Genomic DNA, 15,306 nt, shown 5'->3' on the forward strand with positions numbered 1-15,306 from the left:
CCGTCTTCATGTCCGGCTCCCGCCCTGCTGCCGGCGTCCGGTCAGGTGCGGCCTCCTTTCTTGGGCAGGACCACGCCCAGGACCACCGCCGCCGTGGTCACTGACCGTCATGACCGCCATGCAGTCCAGGAATACACATCGGACAGAAAGAGGTAGTACCGACGTGCCCGATTCCAGCCCCATCGAGCTGATCCGCCTGTCGGACGAGGAACAGAGCGTCTCCCTGCGCATCATCGGAGGAACGAGCTTCTCCGGTACCGACCAGTACGACGCCCTTCACGCTGAGATTGTGGTCAACACCGGATTCGTCAGTGGCCGCGTCGAGTTGTATCTCAACGCGTATGACCTCGACGGCTGGGCCGAGGTTCTGGAGTCTGTCGCGGCCGGAAGGAAAGCTACCTGGCTGGAGAGCGGACGCTCCCCGCGGATCATGATCGACCCCACGGAGGAGAATGAGAGCGGGTGCACGGAGGTGAGCGTTTGCGACGTCACCGGCTCGCAGGTCTTCGTCACTGTGCCCATCGTGAATCAGCCCGATTGGGGCGCCCACGACCAGCTGCTTGCGGCGGTCAGGAGCCGCTTCCGGCTGGAGCGGTGAGAAGGCCGGGGATGGTGGCTGCCCCTCCCTGCAGCCGGGCCACCGGTCACAACAACTGCGGCTGCAGCATCAAGCGAATGTCGGGCGGTCGATGGCTTTCACAGCCGCCGGACGCGCAGCACGCCGGTCAGCATCGGCAGAGTGAACTCGCCGCGGCCGGTCTCCGGCGTACTCGCGAGGAATGCGTGGATCCGGCCCAGCGCGGCCTCTCGGTCCTGTTCCGGCATGACCAGCATCCCCGCGCGCGTCGCGATGGTCGCGACGAGAGAGTTGGCGGTGCGCCGCTGCCCGTGCGGGAACTCTGCCTGCTCCGGCAAGCCGAACCGAGCGGCCACGCCGGTCTTTGGGAGGCGCATGCCGGCCGTCTCGGCGCGCCAACCGGCGGGCGTGTCACGCAGGCCGATGGCCGCGCTCCCGCTGACCCGTGCGAGTTCGGCAACCCTCTCGACCTGGTCGTCCATGAGGTTCCACAGGCCGGCCAGAAGCTGCCGGGTGCGAGGACCCGAGCGATCTCGGGTCCCGCGACGGCCATGTCGAACCAATGCATGGCGTTGCCAGCCAGCACGGCATCGACGTAAGCGTCCGCAGCGGGATCGCCTCGGCACTACCCGACAGCGAACGGACACCCGGCAGCGAGCGGCCCAGCTCGGTCAGCACGGCCGGATCGGGCTCGACCGCGATGACTTCGGCACTCAGGGCGACCAGCGTGGCGGTCAACTTGCCGGTTCCGGCAACGAGGTCGAGCACGCGTGGGCCGGGCGCGGGTTCGAGCGCCCAGCCCACCGCGGCCTGCGCGTAGTCAGGGCGGTGCTCGGCGTAGGCGACCGCCGCTGCGCCGAACGACGAGGCGTGAAGTAGCAGTTCATCCTCCTCCACACGGTCACCATAGAGCCACACCGCGGCGGCCACCATGCCGGACTCCGGCAGTCCTGAACGCCTCTCACCTGCCTGGTGACGATGGGATGTCCAGCGGTGAGGTGCCGGTCAGCGGCGGGTCACGGCGGGCGGCAAGCGGCTGGCCTGGAGACGCTTGACCGGTGAGCGATCCCACGGCGCTCAGTGTTCGGGGTTCAGGTGGCAAGTGCGAGCACGGCGTACACATAACCGCGGAGTCCGCACCGTGGCCAGCCAGACGACGGCGGTGTGGGCGGCGAGGCGGCCAGGAGCGGGGAGCATGCCGAGATGGGCCAGCGCCGCCCTGCTCGCCCGTGGCCGGGGGCCGCGCCTGGGGGGGTGTTCGAGGGCTCGGCGCAGCGCCCTGTGGGAGGTCGGACTGGTGAGGCCGAGGGACACGCCGTAAGCGTCGCGCACCAGCAGGACGCGTTCTGAGACACCGCTGCGGGAGAAGTAGGTCAGCAGCCGTACCCGCTCGATACGGGACAGGTCCACGGTGCGCTCACCGGTCAGCGTCCGCGAGGTCAGACGGTTTCCGGAGCGGCGCTGTGGCGGCCGCTCCGTGTTCACTTCGGTGAGCAGCAAAAGCCCGGCCGGTCCGGCGGTCAGCATCAGCGCGATCGCAACCCAGCGGGAAGCAGGCCGACAGCCGCCACGGCGCGCGGCGAAGGGCGACGCGACGAGCGCTCCGGCGAAGACGGTCCAGCGGCGCGCCCGTCGCCGGGCCTGCGCGGGAGACGTGAACAGGTGTGCGTACTTCGCTCTGACCCGGCTCTTCAGCACCATGGGCTCGCCTTCCGGATGTGGGTCAGTCGCACTGCCGAGGCTGCGCCGTGGACGGGCCCGTCCACGGCTGGGTCCGTCGTCCGAACCAGTCGGTCAGGGCCGCGCCGCCCTGCAGTCCCAGGCTCAGGAACAGCAGATGGGGTGAGGTCGCGGAGCGCAGGATGTCGGCTGCCTCGCCGGGCATGCCCGCCAGTTCGGCCACCGCCGGCACCATGGCGCCCACGTACAGCACGAGCGCGGAGACCCCCTGCACACGGATCCGCGCCGGGGACCACCGCGCGCGGGCCTTCTTCGGCGCCCAGCCACGGAGCATGGCGATGCCGAGAGGGAGCAGTACCGTTGTGAACAGGCCGATCCAGCACCACAGGAAGACCACCACGTCCCACACCCTTTCCGCGCTTCCTCGGTGCGAAGTCTGCCCCCGCGCACGGTCCGCCGTCACTGCCGGAATCCGGAAGTCTCCGCGCGCCGAGTTGCACGGGTACCGCAGCCCGCCACCACGGCCCGGCGTGACGGGGCCCTGGTTTCGCGAGGCCGGCTACCCGACTGAGCAGTTCCCCCAGGGCGCGGCCAGGGTCTCGGGAATCTGCGGGACATCGCCGCAGCCGTGCGGCGCACGGGGAAAGCCGTCAGTGGCGAGGTAGTTCCACATGCCTGCGGACGTACCGCGGGGACGGCCGGGAGGTGCGGTACAGGTACGGCGGCGTGTAGATCTCCAGGCGCGATTCGAAGACACCGGGCTTGGTCTTGGCCTTGTCGGCGAAGAGCGAGTCACCACCGAACGTGATCACCCGGCCGTCCGGCAACAGGATGGAGCCGGAGTGGTAGTTGCGGCCCACTTCGGGATCGGCGACTCGGCGCATCTCGCCGGTCTTCGCGTCGTAGATGCGTGCCTGGAGGATGTTCTCGGCGGAGGGGCCCCGGTAGTCCTGGGAGCCGCCGGTGATCAGCACGGTGTCGTCGGGCAGGATCGACAGCTCCGGGTAGCGGGTGCCTTCGGCCAGCCGCGGGCCGTCCCTGAAGTGTGGGCTGTCCGCCGTGAGGTCGATGATCCTGGTCTTCTTCGACGACTTGGTCGATTCCCCGATACCTCCACCGCCGACCACCATGAACTTCTCCTCCTGGGCGGGCGGGAGCATGACCGTGCCGGAGGTCTCCATCAAGTTCGCGTCGTCCAGGCCGGGCAGCTTGGTGAACTTGTTGGTGGCGAACTGCCAGATGCCCGGGGCGCGGCCGACGTCGTTCGGGCCGTAGCCGGCGTTGGAGCCGGAGTAGAAGAAGGTGCCGTCGGGCAGTTGGAAGACGGCCGGGTAGTTGGGGAACTGCCGGACCTTTCCGCTGTACTTCCAGGTCCTGGTCTTCGGGTCGTAAATCTCGCTCTTGCCCGGCACCACCTGGCCGATGTCGTCCAGCCCGGACAGCGCCAGCACCCGCCCGTCGGAGAGCCGGGTCAGGGTCGGGTACCAGCGGGCCTCGTCCATCGGGGCGACCTTGGTGAACTTCTCTGTCGCCGGGTCGAACTCATAGGCGTCGTGAATGCCCTGGAAGTCCTTCTTGTCCAGGCCGAGTTTGTTGGCGATGCCGTACACGTTGCGGGCGTCGGAGCCGGTCAGGCCCTGCACGCGGTAGTTCTCCTGGGCGCCGGTCTCGTACTGCTTGCCGCGTTTCTGAGCCTCGACGTAGACGCGGTTCACGCTCGCCTCGGTGCGCAGGAACTTCCCAGTCTTCTTGTCGAAGATTTTCTTGGCGGGCTTGACGGTGACGGGGTCCTTGGCGACGAACGTCTTGTGGTTCTGCTTGCCGGTGAACTGCGCCCCGGCGGGCAGGGTGACCGTTTTGTCGGGGTCCTCGTTGTGGACGATCATCAGCCCGCCGGCCTTGGTGACATCGCCCTTGAGCTTCTCGTAGCGCTTGGTGCCGCCCGCGAACAGCAGCTTGCCGCCGGCCAGGTGGATGTGGCCGGCGCAGAACAGGTCGGCCGGGGTCTTCACCTCGTGGAAGGTGTTCTCGACCGGGTCCCAGACCACCGAACGGAAGTTCTTGGCGTCGAAGTTGTCGAGGTTGTTGCCGGACCCGGCGACCAGCAGGATCTTGCCGGTGTACAGCAAGGCCGCGTGGATGGTGTTCTGCCGGAACTCCTCGGGGACGTCGACGACGTCCCAGTGCCCGTTCTCCGCCTTGTACTCGGGTCTGTTGATCTCGTAGTGGTGGTACTTCTCGCTCCCGACGCGGTACAGCCACGGCCCGTTCAGACCGGCCAGCGCCAGTACCACCACGGTGCCGACCAGCAGACGACGAGCACGACGGCGCCCGGCATGTCCCTCCATGTCGCGGATCCCCCCGGGACAGCTGGATGGTCGGGCCGCCGCCTCCCCCGTGTGCCGCGGCCCGACCCGGCCTGCACTGCGACGTCCACCGGGCTCCCGCACCACTTGCACAGTCGGCGGCCGCTTGACGCCACCATGCTATTTTGCATCATGCAAAGCTTGACACAAGGGGAAGTAAGGACGCCGCAAGCAACAGGGGGCCGACTGTGGACACCCTTCGTCAGCCCTTGAACGGCTGGAGGAAGAAGCTGCGTGGCCGGTTCGGACGCATCGCCGCGCACCCGCCCAGGACGGCCGTGCGGCCTGTGGCCGTTCCTACGGTGACGTCGGACATCGACTCTCGGCCATGGAGGGCCCTACCTTCCGAGATGATCCTGTCCGCCGACTCCTCCGACGGAATCGGGCCGGTCGCCGACCGTCTGCTCACCGACAACGGCGGCGGGACGTTCGCCGTCTCCCGGCGCGACTGTCCGGACGATGCCGGAATCCGACCTCGGCTCGGGTCGGGTTTCCGCTCAGGGTCTCGATGCCGTTCTGATCCGCAAAGAGACCGAAAGATTTTCGACGCTTTGATGTCCATGACGCCCGCCAGCGGGCATGGAATAGCCGGAGGCTTCACCTCATGCTGATTGCCCAGCGTCCCTCGTTGACCGAAGAGGTCGTCGACGAGTTCCGTTCCCGGTTCGTGGTCGAGCCGCTGGAGCCGGGCTTCGGCTACACCCTCGGCAACTCCCTGCGCCGTACCCTCCTGTCGTCGATCCCCGGCGCCGCTGTCACCAGCATCCGCATCGACGGCGTGCTGCACGAGTTCACCACCGTGCCGGGCGTCAGGGAGGACGTCATCGACCTGATCCTGAACATCAAGCAGCTGGCCGTCTCCTCGGAGGACGACGAGCCGGTCGTGATGTACCTGCGCAAGCAGGGGCCGGGGCTGGTCACCGCCGCCGACATCGCTCTGCGGGGCAGCGTCGAGGTGCACAACCCCGACCTGGTCCTGGCCACGCTGAACGGCAAGGGCAAGCTGGGGATGGAGCTCACGGTCGAGCGTGGCCGCGGTTACGTCTCGGCCGTGCAGAACAAGCAGGTGGGCCAGGAGATCGGCCGTATCCCGGTCGACTCCATCTACAGCCCGGTCCTCAACGTCACGTACAAGGTCGAGGCCACGCGTGTCGAGCAGCGCACCGACTTCGACAAGCTGATCGTCGACGTCGAGACCAAGCAGGCCATGCGTCCCCGTGACGCCATGGCGTCGGCCGGTAAGACCCTGGTCGAGCTGTTCGGTCTCGCCCGCGAGCTGAATGTCGACGCCGAGGGCATCGACATGGGCCCGTCCCCCACGGACGCCGCCCTGGCCGCCGACCTGGCCATGCCGATCGAGGAACTGGAGCTCACCGTTCGGTCGTACAACTGCCTCAAGCGTGAGGGCATCCACTCCGTGGAAGAGCTCGTCGCCCGTTCCGAGGCCGACCTGCTCGACATCCGCAACTTCGGTACGAAGTCCATCGACGAGGTCAAGGCGAAACTGGCCGACCTTGGCCTGGCTTTCAAGGACAGCCCCGGAATCGAACCTCTCACCACCTTCGGGAGCACTGCCTAAAGTCCCACAGTCATGCGGCAAGGGACTCCTTGACTCTGTCGGGGATCTTGGAGTTTCGCGGTGCGGCAGCATAGTCAAGGGGCATGCTCGGGTAGTTCCGTTGATCGATGCAGCTGTCGAGGTGCCCGTTGTCCCTCCGCCCCCGTTCCGGTGAGCACGTCCCCACTCTGACCGCGCAGATCGCGCGGGCGAGCAACCCGGGTGGCACGACGGCGATATGGGTGCGCGACCGGCTCGATGGGCTGTGGCGCGACGAGGACTTCGCCGACTGGTACCCGCGTGACGGGCGTCCGGGTCTCTCGCCTGCTCAAGTGGCCACCGTCTGTGTGCTGCAGTTCGTGCTCGGCCTGTCGGACCGTCAGGCGGCCGAGGCGGTGCGCTGCCGCATCGACTTCAAGTACGCGATGGTGCGCCACGAGGCGCCGCTATTTCCGGGCGGGAGTGAAAGACCCCCGCCGCTGGTCTGTCGCAGCAGGCTGGCGAAGCTGAGGGCAGCCTGACCGCGGAGACGCGCGGGAGGGCGGCAAGCAGCCCTGACAACGACGGGACGGACTGGTACTGCCAAGACAGTACTGGCCCGGCAAGCGAGACGAGAAGCCGTACGAGAGGAACCAGCGCCCGAAGCCTCGTAACACTTGAACCGGCTCGAACCTGGTGGATCTGGGCCGGGTGCAGTGCGCGCGACTGCCGAAGGGCGGTGGTCGCGACTCCGCCACCGGTGAATTGCGTCGGTGCGGAGGCCATGTTGAAGGTCTGCGGCGTAGGCATGGCGATGCTGCCGGGGTACAGCTGGGCGGCTCACTCGACAACCGGATAGCGGTGAACGTGGGAAGCGGTCCGATGCCGCCCAAGTCCCGGCAGCCAGCCGGGTGGAGGGCAGGCCCGTCGTCGGCTGATGGCGCCGGATCGTGGCGGAGTCCTCGTAGTAGTCCGAGCGCGCGGTGCGACACGAAAGTCGCACGAGTTGAGTGAGCTTCACCGAAGGAGGTCGGCTGATGCCGAAGTGTAGTTACGGATCAGTGTTCGAGGATCTGTCCCCGGGCCTGACGTGCGTCGCTGGTAACGGCGGGGTGCGAAGCTCAGGTCTTCAGGCCCAAGGACTCCCGTTCCATCCGGGAGTTACAGGTCACGGGGAAGGCCGACAGGGTGAACAACCGTGAACCTCTGATGATGCCTCGTCATCGGAAGCCCTGCAGATGGGTTGCAGCAGCGGGGTCAAGGACTGGTCGCTGGAAAGCGGCAGGCGCCGACCGGAAGACTCGAAGCCGGTCGGGAGAACACCGCCGTCCTCGGGGTATAGGAGGCACCCGACGCGGCCGTACCTCACTCGTGGGGAACGTGACAACCCCATTGGAGTCCGTCGACGCCAAGGCGTTTGCGGCAAGCCGACCGTAAGGAAGGCCCGATTCTCCAGCGGGCGCAGGATGGCCTCAGAAGCGAATGCCGGTGGCCGAAAGGCAGCGGGAAAGCGGGACATCATGACTGGCTCTCCGCCGGCCGTCTCGTATAACCGGCCGGATACGGGCGGATGCCCTGACCCGAAAGGGTGCTGACGGAGGCCAGGTGAGCTTGTGGAGAGACGAAGAGAGCGATGCCGGAAGCGAAGGACAAGTTAGACGCCATGGCGAACGTGCAGGCGCAAGTCGATGCGGACGTGATGGCGAACGGACCGGAGGGCGACGTTCTCGATGGTGCGACATCAACTGGCGTGCCGCCGAGGACGAAGTAAGGCGTCTGCGACAGAGAATCTTCACGGCATCGCGGGAAGGCGACCTCAAACGAGTTCGCAACTTGCAGAAATTGATGCTCCGTTCCCGTGCCAATACGCTCCTCAGCGTGCGGCGCGTGACGGAGATCAACGCTGGGCGCAAGACCGCCGGAGTGGACGGGCGAACGGCGCTGTTACCTCAGTCGAAAGTCAATTTGATCGACTGGGCGCAGCACCGTGCGAAAACCTGGACACCCCTGCCGGTAAAGCGCGTGCACATTCCGAAAGCAGGCGGAAAGAAGCGCCCACTGGGCATCCCGACGGTCACGGCATAGTGCCGCTTCGTCCAAGCAGTCCTTGGGTTCTCTGACGGTGACCCATCCGTTCCACGCGCTGACTGGTCAGCGGCTGGAGGTTCTGTTCGTCAAGCGCCGGAGCGGTGCGCTGGTCTTCGTCTGCGCGTACGGCGTGAGCCGGAGCGTGACGTTGCCGCAGGAGTGGACGGATCGAGGCGGGGAGCCGTCGGGTGACCGGCTCGCGGTCGAGGGGTTGAGTGCGCCTCGCGTGCTGGTGAATGCCCTGGTGAGCCGTGGTGCAGACCCGGAGGAGGGCGGATCCTGATGGAACGACAGTTGTATCGCGGACCAGTCCCGTCGGGGGCGGAAGCGAGGGGCCCTGCCGTCATCACCGTGCTGTGTGGAGATGGTGATGGTGCTGGCGAACATGGGCGAGTCCGTGTTGGGAGGCGGCCGTGATCGTGAACGGGACCTCGAAGATCACCGCGTCCCATCGCTCCCGGACGGCGGCGATCTACTTGCGGCAGAGCACGTTGGTACAGGTGAGGGACAACGCCGAGTCGACGCTGCGGCAGTACGCGCTCGGCGACGAGGCGGTCGCGCTGGGCTGGGACCGCGAGGACGTCATGGTCATCGACGCGGACCTGGGCGTGTCGGGGAAGTTCGGCCAGGGCCCGCGAGGGCTTCCGGGACCTGGTGGCCAAGGTCTGCCTGGGCGAGGTCGGGGCGATCTTCGGCCTGGAGGTCTCCCGGCTGGCCCGGTCCTCGGCCGACTTCGCCCGGCTGCTGGAACTGGCCCGGTTGACCGACGCGCTGCTGATCGACGCCGACGGCGTCTACGACCTGACGAACATCAACGACCGGCTGCTGCTCGGCTTGAAAGGGAGCATGTCCGAGGCGTTATGCCAACTTCGGCATAAGGCCTCTTATGCGAACCGTTCCGTTATGCCGTTCAGTGTGCGGAAGCCGGGGTGAGGGCTAGATCATGGTGAGCGGCGTTCGGCATAACCTATAGGCCTTCGAGGAAGGCCAGGACCGTGTCGGTGGGCCGGTAGCGGCCTGGCTCGGTGTCGTCGGGGCTGGTGCGGGCGAGGGCCTTCTCCTTCAAAGCCATGTCGGCGTGCAGGTAGATGGCTGTGGTGGCGACTTTCTCGTGGCCGAGCCAGAGCGCGATGACGGTGGTGTCGACTCCGGCGCGCAGCAGTCGCATGGCCGCGGTGTGGCGCAGGACGTGCGGGGTGACTTTCTTGCCGGCCAGGGTCGGGCAGACCGTGGTGGCGGTGCGGGTGTGGACGGCCAGGCGTCGTTCCAGGGCGTCGCGGGTCATGGGGGTGCCGCGTCGGGTGGGGAACAGAGCATCGCCGGGGGCTTGGGCGCGCTCGTCCAGCCAGGCCCGGAGGATGTCTGCGACCGTTCTGGTGAGCGGGGTGATGCGCTGCTTGCGGCCTTTTCCGAGGGTGTTGACGTAGGGGCCGGTGCCGAGGTGGATGTCGGTGCTGGTGAGCGCGGTCAGTTCGGAGGCGCGCAGCCCGGTTTGGGCGGCCAGGGCGAACAGTGCCCGGTCCCGGCGGCCGGTCCAGGTCGTCTGGTCGCAGGCGGCGAGCAGGGCTTTGACCTCGGGCTCGTCGAGGAACGTGATCAGGGTGGTGTTGCGGCGTTTCGGTGGGATCGCCAGCACGCGGGCGATGACCGCAGCGTCCTCGGGGTGTCGCAGGGCGGCGTAGCCGAACAGCGAGTGGATCGCGGCCAGTCGGGCGTTGCGGGTGGTGGCGGCGTTGCCGCGGTTGTGCTCCAGATGGTCCAGGAACGCGCCGATCACGGGAGCGTCCAGGTCGGCGATGTGCAGCCGGGACGGATTCTTCTCGCAATGTTCGGAGGCGAAGACCAGCAGCAGCTTGAGGCTGTCGCGGTAGGCGGCCACGGTGTGGGGGCTGGACTGGCGTTGCGCGATCAGATGTTCGGTGAAGAATGCTTGCAGAGTCGGGGCCAGAAGACTCACGGCGCACCGTCCAAGTAGGCGTCGAGGCGGTCTGCGGCGGCGACCATCAGCTCCGGGGCCGCGGACAAGTACCAGTAGGTGTGCTTCGGGTCCGTGTGACCGAGGAAGGTCGCCAGGCGTGGCAGCATCGCCGGCACGTCGGCGCCGGCGGCGTACCAATCCAGCACGGTCGCCACCGCGAAGCTGTGTCTGAGGTCATGGATGCGCGGGCGGCATGTATCTGACCGCGGCGTGATCCCCGCCGCCGCGGTCAGCCGGTGGTAGGTCAGGGTGATGTTGCTGTGGTGCAGCCTGGTGCCGACGGTGGACACGAACAACGCCGGACACTGCCGTCGTACCGATGCCTCCCGCAACTCCCGGTAGGCAGCCACGGCCGTGAGGGCTGTGGCGTGCAGCGGGACCAGACGGGACTTGCCGAACTTCGCCTCACGAATGATCAGAAGGCTGCGTTCGACGTCCAGGTCGGCATCGTCCAAGGCGATCGCTTCGCCGATGCGGATCCCGGACGATGCCAAAGTTCCGATAAGGGTCTGGTAGGTGGCCGCGCGCAGTGCCGGGCGCAGGCGCCCGGCCTGGGTCAGCAAGTCGTCGATCTGCTGGGGCGAATACAGATACGGGGTCGCCCGGTCAGGGCCGTGGCGCAGCAGCCGTGCCGACGGGACCTGACAGGCTGGGTCGATGCCGCGCAGCCAGATCGCGAACCTGCGCACCGCGGACAGCCGGATCGCCGGCCAGTTCGTCGAGTCAGGGTCCGGCATCTGCGCGAAGGCCAGGGCGGCGTCCACGGTGACCGTGTCGATCCCGGCGTCTTCCAGGAAGTCGACGAACTGGCCGAGGATCCGGCCGACCGCGGCGAGCTTGAATCCCAGTGCGCGGCGCACCGTCAGATAGTCGGCCAGCAACGCGCGCAAGGGCGGACGGACGGCGTTCATGTTCCCGCCCGGGTTCCGGGCCAGGGGCGGGCCAGCGGCTCCAGCGCCGGCAGATCGGCTTTCGCGTAGATTGCCGTGGTCGCCGGCCGGACGTGCCGCAGCACCTGCCCGATCTCCTCCAGCGAACCCCCGGCGGCGAGCATCGCGGTGGCGGCCGAGTGCCGCAGCCGGTGCGCCCCGGTCACCCCGGTGCCCGAACGCCGCCCGGCTGCGTCCACCACCTGGATCACCGCGGCCGTTGCCAGGGCCGTGAACGGGGCCTGGGCGCGGATGAACACCGTCCGCGCCAGTGCCCCGGTCGGCCGTCCGTGACGCAGGTAGTCCGCGATCGCGGCCCCGACGTCGACCGGCAGAGGTAGCCGGTCGCAGCGTCCTCCCTTGCCTCGCACCGTGATCTCACCGGTCCGCCAGTGGACGTCGTCCAGGCCCAGCGCGGCGACCTCGCCAGCGCGTAGTCCCAGCCGCGCCATCAACAGCAGGATCGCCGTGTCCCGGCGGCCCGTTCCGGTGTCCTTGTCGCACGAGGCCAGCAGCGCTGCCACCTGCGACCTGGGCAGCGCCTTCGGCAGCCCGGCCAGCGTCCACCCTGCCGGGGACGGCACCGAGGCGGCCAGCGGGCTGTCGATCATCCCCTCGACGTGGAGAAAGGTCAGCAGCGACCGCAGCGCCGTGACAATTCGCTTGGCCGAGCGTGGACGCGCCGCGGCCTGGTCGACCACGTACGCGTTCACCGCGGCGGCCGACAGGCCCTCCGTATCAAGGCTCCCGTCGGCACGCACCCGGCCGGCCAGGAACGGACGGACCAAGCGGAGGTTCAAGGCGACCGTCGTCTCCGCCAGACCCCGCTGCCGACGCATCCAGACGGCATAGCCTTCCAGCAGCGACTCGGTCGCATCCGCCGGGGCTGGCGTCACCGACGGTGGCAGCGCGCCCCCCTCCCGCAAGAATGCGATCATCGGTTGCAGAGCCTTGGGGCTGATCAAGCCGGTATAGCCTGCTGCCCTTCGCGACTCGAAGAACTCCGCGACGACCGCCGCATCGCTCAACGCCGACACGCTCAGGTCGTGCTCGGCCAGCCAGTTGCTCAGCCCGGCCATCAGCCGCAGATGCGTCGCCGCCGTCAGCGGGGTGTGCCCCAGCCGCAGCGACTCGGCGCGGAACCCGTCAGCGAACGGAGCCAGCGGCCCGGTCACCCGCGCCCAACACGGCTTCGTCTTCCCGCACCCCGTTCGATCCCACACGGACACGAGGTCCTCCCTTGGGTGAAAAGTGCTCTCACCACCAGAGACAGGACACGCCGCTCATCATGACAACCCGTTACGCCGCTGATTTTTCACGCCCCGACCGCCCCGCCTGCGGCATCACCGCTCACTCGGCATAACGGAACGGTTCGCATAAGAAGCGGAACTGCACATTCTCTCGGGCAGGCTGCAGGGCGCGAAGCGGGCCGCGGCCGAACGCGGGGAGCTGAGGTTCCCGCTGCCGGTCGGCTACGTCTACGACGACGAGGGCGAGTGCGTGATCGACCCGGACGCCGAGGTGCAGGCCGCGATCCGCGACGTGTTCGCAGCGTTCGCGGCCGGCGGCTCGGCCTTCCAGGTTGTGGCCGCCTTCGTGGGCAGGCGTTTCCCGCTCCGCGCCTACGGGGGAGCGTGGGCCGGCCAGCTGCGGTGGGGCAAGCTGACACACTCGCGGGCTCTGGGGGTGCTGCGCAACCCGTGCTATGCGGGTGCCTACGTCTACGGCCGCTACTCCACCCGGCGCCAGGTGCAGCCGGACGGCACCGTGCGCACCGGCATCAAGCTGCTGCCGCGCGAGCAGTGGCCGATCGTCCTGCTCGACCATCATGAGGGCTACTGGACCTGGGCGGAGTATCTGGCGGCCGAGGCGAAGCTGAAGGCCAACTGCACTCATGTCGGCGCGCGTCCGGCCCGCGAGGGCCTGGCCCTGTGTCAGGGGATCATGTTCTGCGGGTCCTGCGGACGCCCGATGACCACCCGGTATCACCGTCACGGCCAGGCCGCCTACGGCTGCTCGTCCTCCCGGGCCGATCATGAAGCCACGGCGACCTGCCGTTCGATCCGCGCCGACATCGTGGACGACGCGGTGGCCGATCTGGTGCTGAGCACCCTCAGCCCGAACCAGGTCGAGCGGGCCCTGGCCGCGGCTGACGAGGTCAGCGACCGGTATGCCCGCTCCCATCGCGCTGCCGAACTCGCCATCGAGCGCGCCCAGTACGACGCGGACCGCGCCGAGCGTGCCTTCAACGCGGTCGAGCCGGAGAACCGCATGGTCGCCCGCACCCTGGAGGCCCGCTGGGAAGCGCGACTGGCCGCGCTCGACCAGGCCCAAGCCGCCCTGGCCGCGGCCCGCGAGGCCCGTCCGGCGCTGCCCGACCGCACCGCCCTGCTGGCGCTGGCCGCCGACCTGCCCGGACTGTGGCACGCCCCCGACACCAAGGACCGGGACCGCAGCGCCTGCTGCGAACCCTGATCTCGGACGTCACTCTGCTGCCCGAGCAGGCCCGGGCCCGTGGCCGGATCGGGGTGCGCTGGCACACCGGCGCCACCGACGAACTCTGCCTGACCCGGCCCGCGACCTCGCCGGAAGTGCGGCGAACCCCGGCCGCCGCACGGGAGTTGATCGCGGCCCTACGTCCGCAGCACAGTGATGAGCAGGTCGCCTGCGCGCTGGCCGAGGCCAGGCTCACCACGGGCACCGGGGCGCCGTTACGACGTGGCGGCGGTCAAGTGGGTCGGCCACGCCTACAAGATCCCGGCCCGCTCTCCCTTCCACGACGGCGAGATCAACGTCAACCAGGCCGCCCAGATCCTGGGCATCACCGCGGGCGCCGTCTACTACTGGCTCACCCACGACCGGCTCGCCGGCCGCAAGGACCCCTCGGGACGCTGGTGCATCCCCTGGAACCCGCAGGTCGAAGCCGCATGCCGGGAGCAGATCGGCGCCTCCGGGCACCTGACCCCGCGTCCCGGACCACCGGCCCAGGCCCAGCCCGGCGAAGTCACCTTCCAGCAGGCCGCCGGCCGCCTCGGTGTGGTCGAGCACGTCCTCTACTACTGGATCCGCTGCCGGCGCCTGTCCGTCCGCAAGGACCCTTCCGGACGCTGGTTGATCCCCTTCAACCCGCGGGTCGAGGATGCCTGCCGGGACTTGGATCACCCGCCCTGAACAGTTCGCGCCCGTCGGACCGCGCCCGCTGCCTGTGGAATCGGCCCACGCGGGCGAGATCAGCATCCCGCAGGCCGCCGCACGCCTCGGCGTGCTGGACGCGGCCGTCCGCTACCAGATCCGCGTCGGCCACCTCACCGCCCACCGCACCCCGGCCGGCCGGATCGCCATCCCCTGGAACGACGAGGTCGAAGCCGCACTCCGCGCTCACTTGGACAATCGGGGGCATCCGGGCCCCATCGGGTTCGGCAGCCACCCGCTCCCGCAAGAGGCCCAGGCTCGCGGCGAACTGAGCGTCCAGGAGATCGCCACCCGCCTCAGTGTCCGCCAGGGTGCCGTCTACTACTGGATCGCTCGCGGACGCCTGAACGCCCATCGTGCCGACGACGGCCGCCTCAGCGTCCCCTGGACCAGCGAGAACGAGGCCATCTGCCTCCAACTCGCCGCCCGAACCGTGAAATCACCTGTCGAAGTCCGAACACGCACAGCAGGAGGAGCAGTATGAAGCCACCATGCCCACCGTGGCGGACCGGGTGGTGATGACGGCCGCGAAACTGGTCCTGGAACCGGTCTTCGAGGCCCAGTTCACCGAGGCGAGCTACGGATTCCGGCCCAAGCGGTCCGCGATCGACGCGTGCGAAGCCGTGCGCGTCGCAGCGAACCAACGGCGCGAATGGGTCTTCGAGGCCGACATCCGGGACTGCTTCGGCACGATCGACCACGACGCGCTCACGGCCCAGGTGGCCCGGCACGTCGTGGACCGACCAATGCTGAAGCTGATCCGGACCTGGCTGCAGATGGGAGTTCTGGAGGGCGGGGTGACCTCTCCAACCGGGGCGGGAACCCCGCAGGGCTCACCGGCCACGCCTCCAACGCAATGGGCAACTTCACCTTCGAAGTGACGTTGCGTTACCGGCGGTTGGAAAAGCTGCCGCGCGTCGAGAGTAGGAACCGTCATGACGGGTAGTACGTTCATGACA

16 protein-coding genes and 1 pseudogene are annotated in these 15,306 nt (G+C 68.4%); 10 read left to right on the top strand and 7 right to left on the bottom strand.

The features are described from left to right. The first annotated feature begins 109 nt into the window (after window positions 1–109). Window positions 110–598: a DUF5959 family protein gene (locus F7R91_RS39435; RefSeq protein ID WP_150958389.1), complete on the top strand. Its 489-nt coding sequence runs from the start codon at window positions 110–112 to the stop codon at window positions 596–598. A gap of 98 nt (window positions 599–696) precedes the next feature. Here the strand turns inward: F7R91_RS39435 and F7R91_RS43460 are convergent, their stop codons facing one another. The 4 genes from F7R91_RS43460 to glxA form a co-directional block, all read right to left on the bottom strand. Beyond that, complete coding sequence (locus F7R91_RS43460; protein ID WP_225321063.1) at window positions 697–1,059, bottom strand: hypothetical protein; 363 nt, start codon at window positions 1,057–1,059, stop codon at window positions 697–699. Between the two features lie 595 nt (window positions 1,060–1,654). Then, on the bottom strand, window positions 1,655–2,278 hold the full coding sequence (locus F7R91_RS39445) for a hypothetical protein (protein WP_150958390.1): 624 nt from the start codon (window positions 2,276–2,278) through the stop codon (window positions 1,655–1,657). A gap of 22 nt (window positions 2,279–2,300) precedes the next feature. Then, the gene (locus F7R91_RS39450) at window positions 2,301–2,657 is read right to left on the bottom strand and encodes a hypothetical protein (RefSeq protein WP_150958393.1); all 357 of its coding nucleotides are present in this window, start codon (window positions 2,655–2,657) and stop codon (window positions 2,301–2,303) included. A 250-nt stretch (window positions 2,658–2,907) separates the two neighbouring features. After that, window positions 2,908–4,605 carry a radical copper oxidase GlxA gene (glxA, locus tag F7R91_RS39455; protein WP_225321064.1) on the bottom strand — a complete coding sequence of 566 codons (1,698 nt, stop codon included), beginning with the start codon at window positions 4,603–4,605 and terminating at the stop codon, window positions 2,908–2,910. 622 nt (window positions 4,606–5,227) lie between these two features. Between glxA and F7R91_RS39460 the strand changes: the two genes are divergently transcribed. The 5 genes and pseudogenes from F7R91_RS39460 to F7R91_RS43465 form a co-directional block, all read left to right on the top strand. Next, window positions 5,228–6,202: a DNA-directed RNA polymerase subunit alpha gene (locus tag F7R91_RS39460; protein ID WP_150958395.1), complete on the top strand. Its 975-nt coding sequence runs from the start codon at window positions 5,228–5,230 to the stop codon at window positions 6,200–6,202. Window positions 6,203–6,309: 107 nt separating this feature from the next. Further along, a complete protein-coding gene (locus F7R91_RS39465; protein WP_225321065.1) occupies window positions 6,310–6,702 on the top strand; it encodes a transposase in 393 nt (130 codons plus the stop codon). Window positions 6,703–7,765: 1,063 nt separating this feature from the next. Then, entirely contained in the window at window positions 7,766–8,245 is a 480-nt protein-coding gene (locus F7R91_RS39470) for a reverse transcriptase N-terminal domain-containing protein (RefSeq protein WP_225321066.1), read from the top strand. A gap of 37 nt (window positions 8,246–8,282) precedes the next feature. Beyond that, window positions 8,283–8,531 (top strand): DUF5372 family protein, encoded by a 249-nt coding sequence (locus F7R91_RS39475; protein WP_150958397.1) that lies wholly within the window; start codon window positions 8,283–8,285, stop codon window positions 8,529–8,531. A 344-nt stretch (window positions 8,532–8,875) separates the two neighbouring features. Next, a pseudogene (locus tag F7R91_RS43465) lies at window positions 8,876–9,181 on the top strand (recombinase family protein); the annotation flags it as partial. 34 nt (window positions 9,182–9,215) lie between these two features. On the opposite strand, the gene F7R91_RS39485 reads toward F7R91_RS43465, so the two are convergent. From F7R91_RS39485 to F7R91_RS39495, 3 genes are read right to left on the bottom strand one after another with little or no spacing between them, the layout of a single operon-like run. Next, a complete protein-coding gene (locus tag F7R91_RS39485; RefSeq protein WP_150958399.1) occupies window positions 9,216–10,205 on the bottom strand; it encodes a tyrosine-type recombinase/integrase in 990 nt (329 codons plus the stop codon). After that, window positions 10,202–11,137 carry a tyrosine-type recombinase/integrase gene (locus F7R91_RS39490; RefSeq protein ID WP_150958401.1) on the bottom strand — a complete coding sequence of 312 codons (936 nt, stop codon included), beginning with the start codon at window positions 11,135–11,137 and terminating at the stop codon, window positions 10,202–10,204. The genes F7R91_RS39485 and F7R91_RS39490 overlap by 4 nt, the downstream gene beginning before the upstream one ends. Then, window positions 11,134–12,384 (bottom strand): site-specific integrase, encoded by a 1,251-nt coding sequence (locus tag F7R91_RS39495; RefSeq protein WP_225321067.1) that lies wholly within the window; start codon window positions 12,382–12,384, stop codon window positions 11,134–11,136. Before F7R91_RS39495 ends, F7R91_RS39490 begins: the two co-directional genes overlap by 4 nt. A 271-nt stretch (window positions 12,385–12,655) precedes the next feature. Between F7R91_RS39495 and F7R91_RS39500 the strand changes: the two genes are divergently transcribed. The 4 genes from F7R91_RS39500 to F7R91_RS39515 all read left to right on the top strand — a co-directional run bounded on the left by F7R91_RS39500 (window position 12,656) and on the right by F7R91_RS39515 (window position 15,228). After that, window positions 12,656–13,630 carry a recombinase zinc beta ribbon domain-containing protein gene (locus tag F7R91_RS39500; RefSeq protein WP_191971857.1) on the top strand — a complete coding sequence of 325 codons (975 nt, stop codon included), beginning with the start codon at window positions 12,656–12,658 and terminating at the stop codon, window positions 13,628–13,630. A gap of 243 nt (window positions 13,631–13,873) precedes the next feature. Then, the gene (locus F7R91_RS39505; RefSeq protein WP_150958404.1) at window positions 13,874–14,326 is read left to right on the top strand and encodes a hypothetical protein; all 453 of its coding nucleotides are present in this window, start codon (window positions 13,874–13,876) and stop codon (window positions 14,324–14,326) included. Between the two features lie 34 nt (window positions 14,327–14,360). Then, complete coding sequence (locus F7R91_RS39510) at window positions 14,361–14,831, top strand: MerR family transcriptional regulator (protein ID WP_191971858.1); 471 nt, start codon at window positions 14,361–14,363, stop codon at window positions 14,829–14,831. Between the two features lie 7 nt (window positions 14,832–14,838). Then, complete coding sequence (locus F7R91_RS39515; protein WP_150958408.1) at window positions 14,839–15,228, top strand: reverse transcriptase domain-containing protein; 390 nt, start codon at window positions 14,839–14,841, stop codon at window positions 15,226–15,228. Window positions 15,229–15,306 lie beyond the last annotated feature (78 nt).

This window comes from Streptomyces luteolifulvus (assembly GCF_008806595.1).
Lineage (GTDB): Bacteria > Actinomycetota > Actinomycetes > Streptomycetales > Streptomycetaceae > Streptomyces > Streptomyces luteolifulvus.

What these genes read in the sequence shown, in the direction of transcription:
- F7R91_RS39435 (WP_150958389.1), top strand. Translation starts at nt 110, where the DNA reads ATGACCGCCATGCAGTCCAGGAATACACATCGGACAGAAAGAGGTAGT.
- F7R91_RS43460 (WP_225321063.1), bottom strand. Translation starts at nt 1,059, where the DNA reads ATGGACGACCAGGTCGAGAGGGTTGCCGAACTCGCACGGGTCAGCGGG.
- F7R91_RS39445 (WP_150958390.1), bottom strand. Translation starts at nt 2,278, where the DNA reads ATGGTGCTGAAGAGCCGGGTCAGAGCGAAGTACGCACACCTGTTCACG.
- glxA (WP_225321064.1), bottom strand. Translation starts at nt 4,605, where the DNA reads ATGGAGGGACATGCCGGGCGCCGTCGTGCTCGTCGTCTGCTGGTCGGC.
- F7R91_RS39460 (WP_150958395.1), top strand. Translation starts at nt 5,228, where the DNA reads ATGCTGATTGCCCAGCGTCCCTCGTTGACCGAAGAGGTCGTCGACGAG.
- F7R91_RS39465 (WP_225321065.1), top strand. Translation starts at nt 6,310, where the DNA reads ATGCAGCTGTCGAGGTGCCCGTTGTCCCTCCGCCCCCGTTCCGGTGAG.
- F7R91_RS39490 (WP_150958401.1), bottom strand. Translation starts at nt 11,137, where the DNA reads ATGAACGCCGTCCGTCCGCCCTTGCGCGCGTTGCTGGCCGACTATCTG.
- F7R91_RS39515 (WP_150958408.1), top strand. Translation starts at nt 14,839, where the DNA reads ATGCCCACCGTGGCGGACCGGGTGGTGATGACGGCCGCGAAACTGGTC.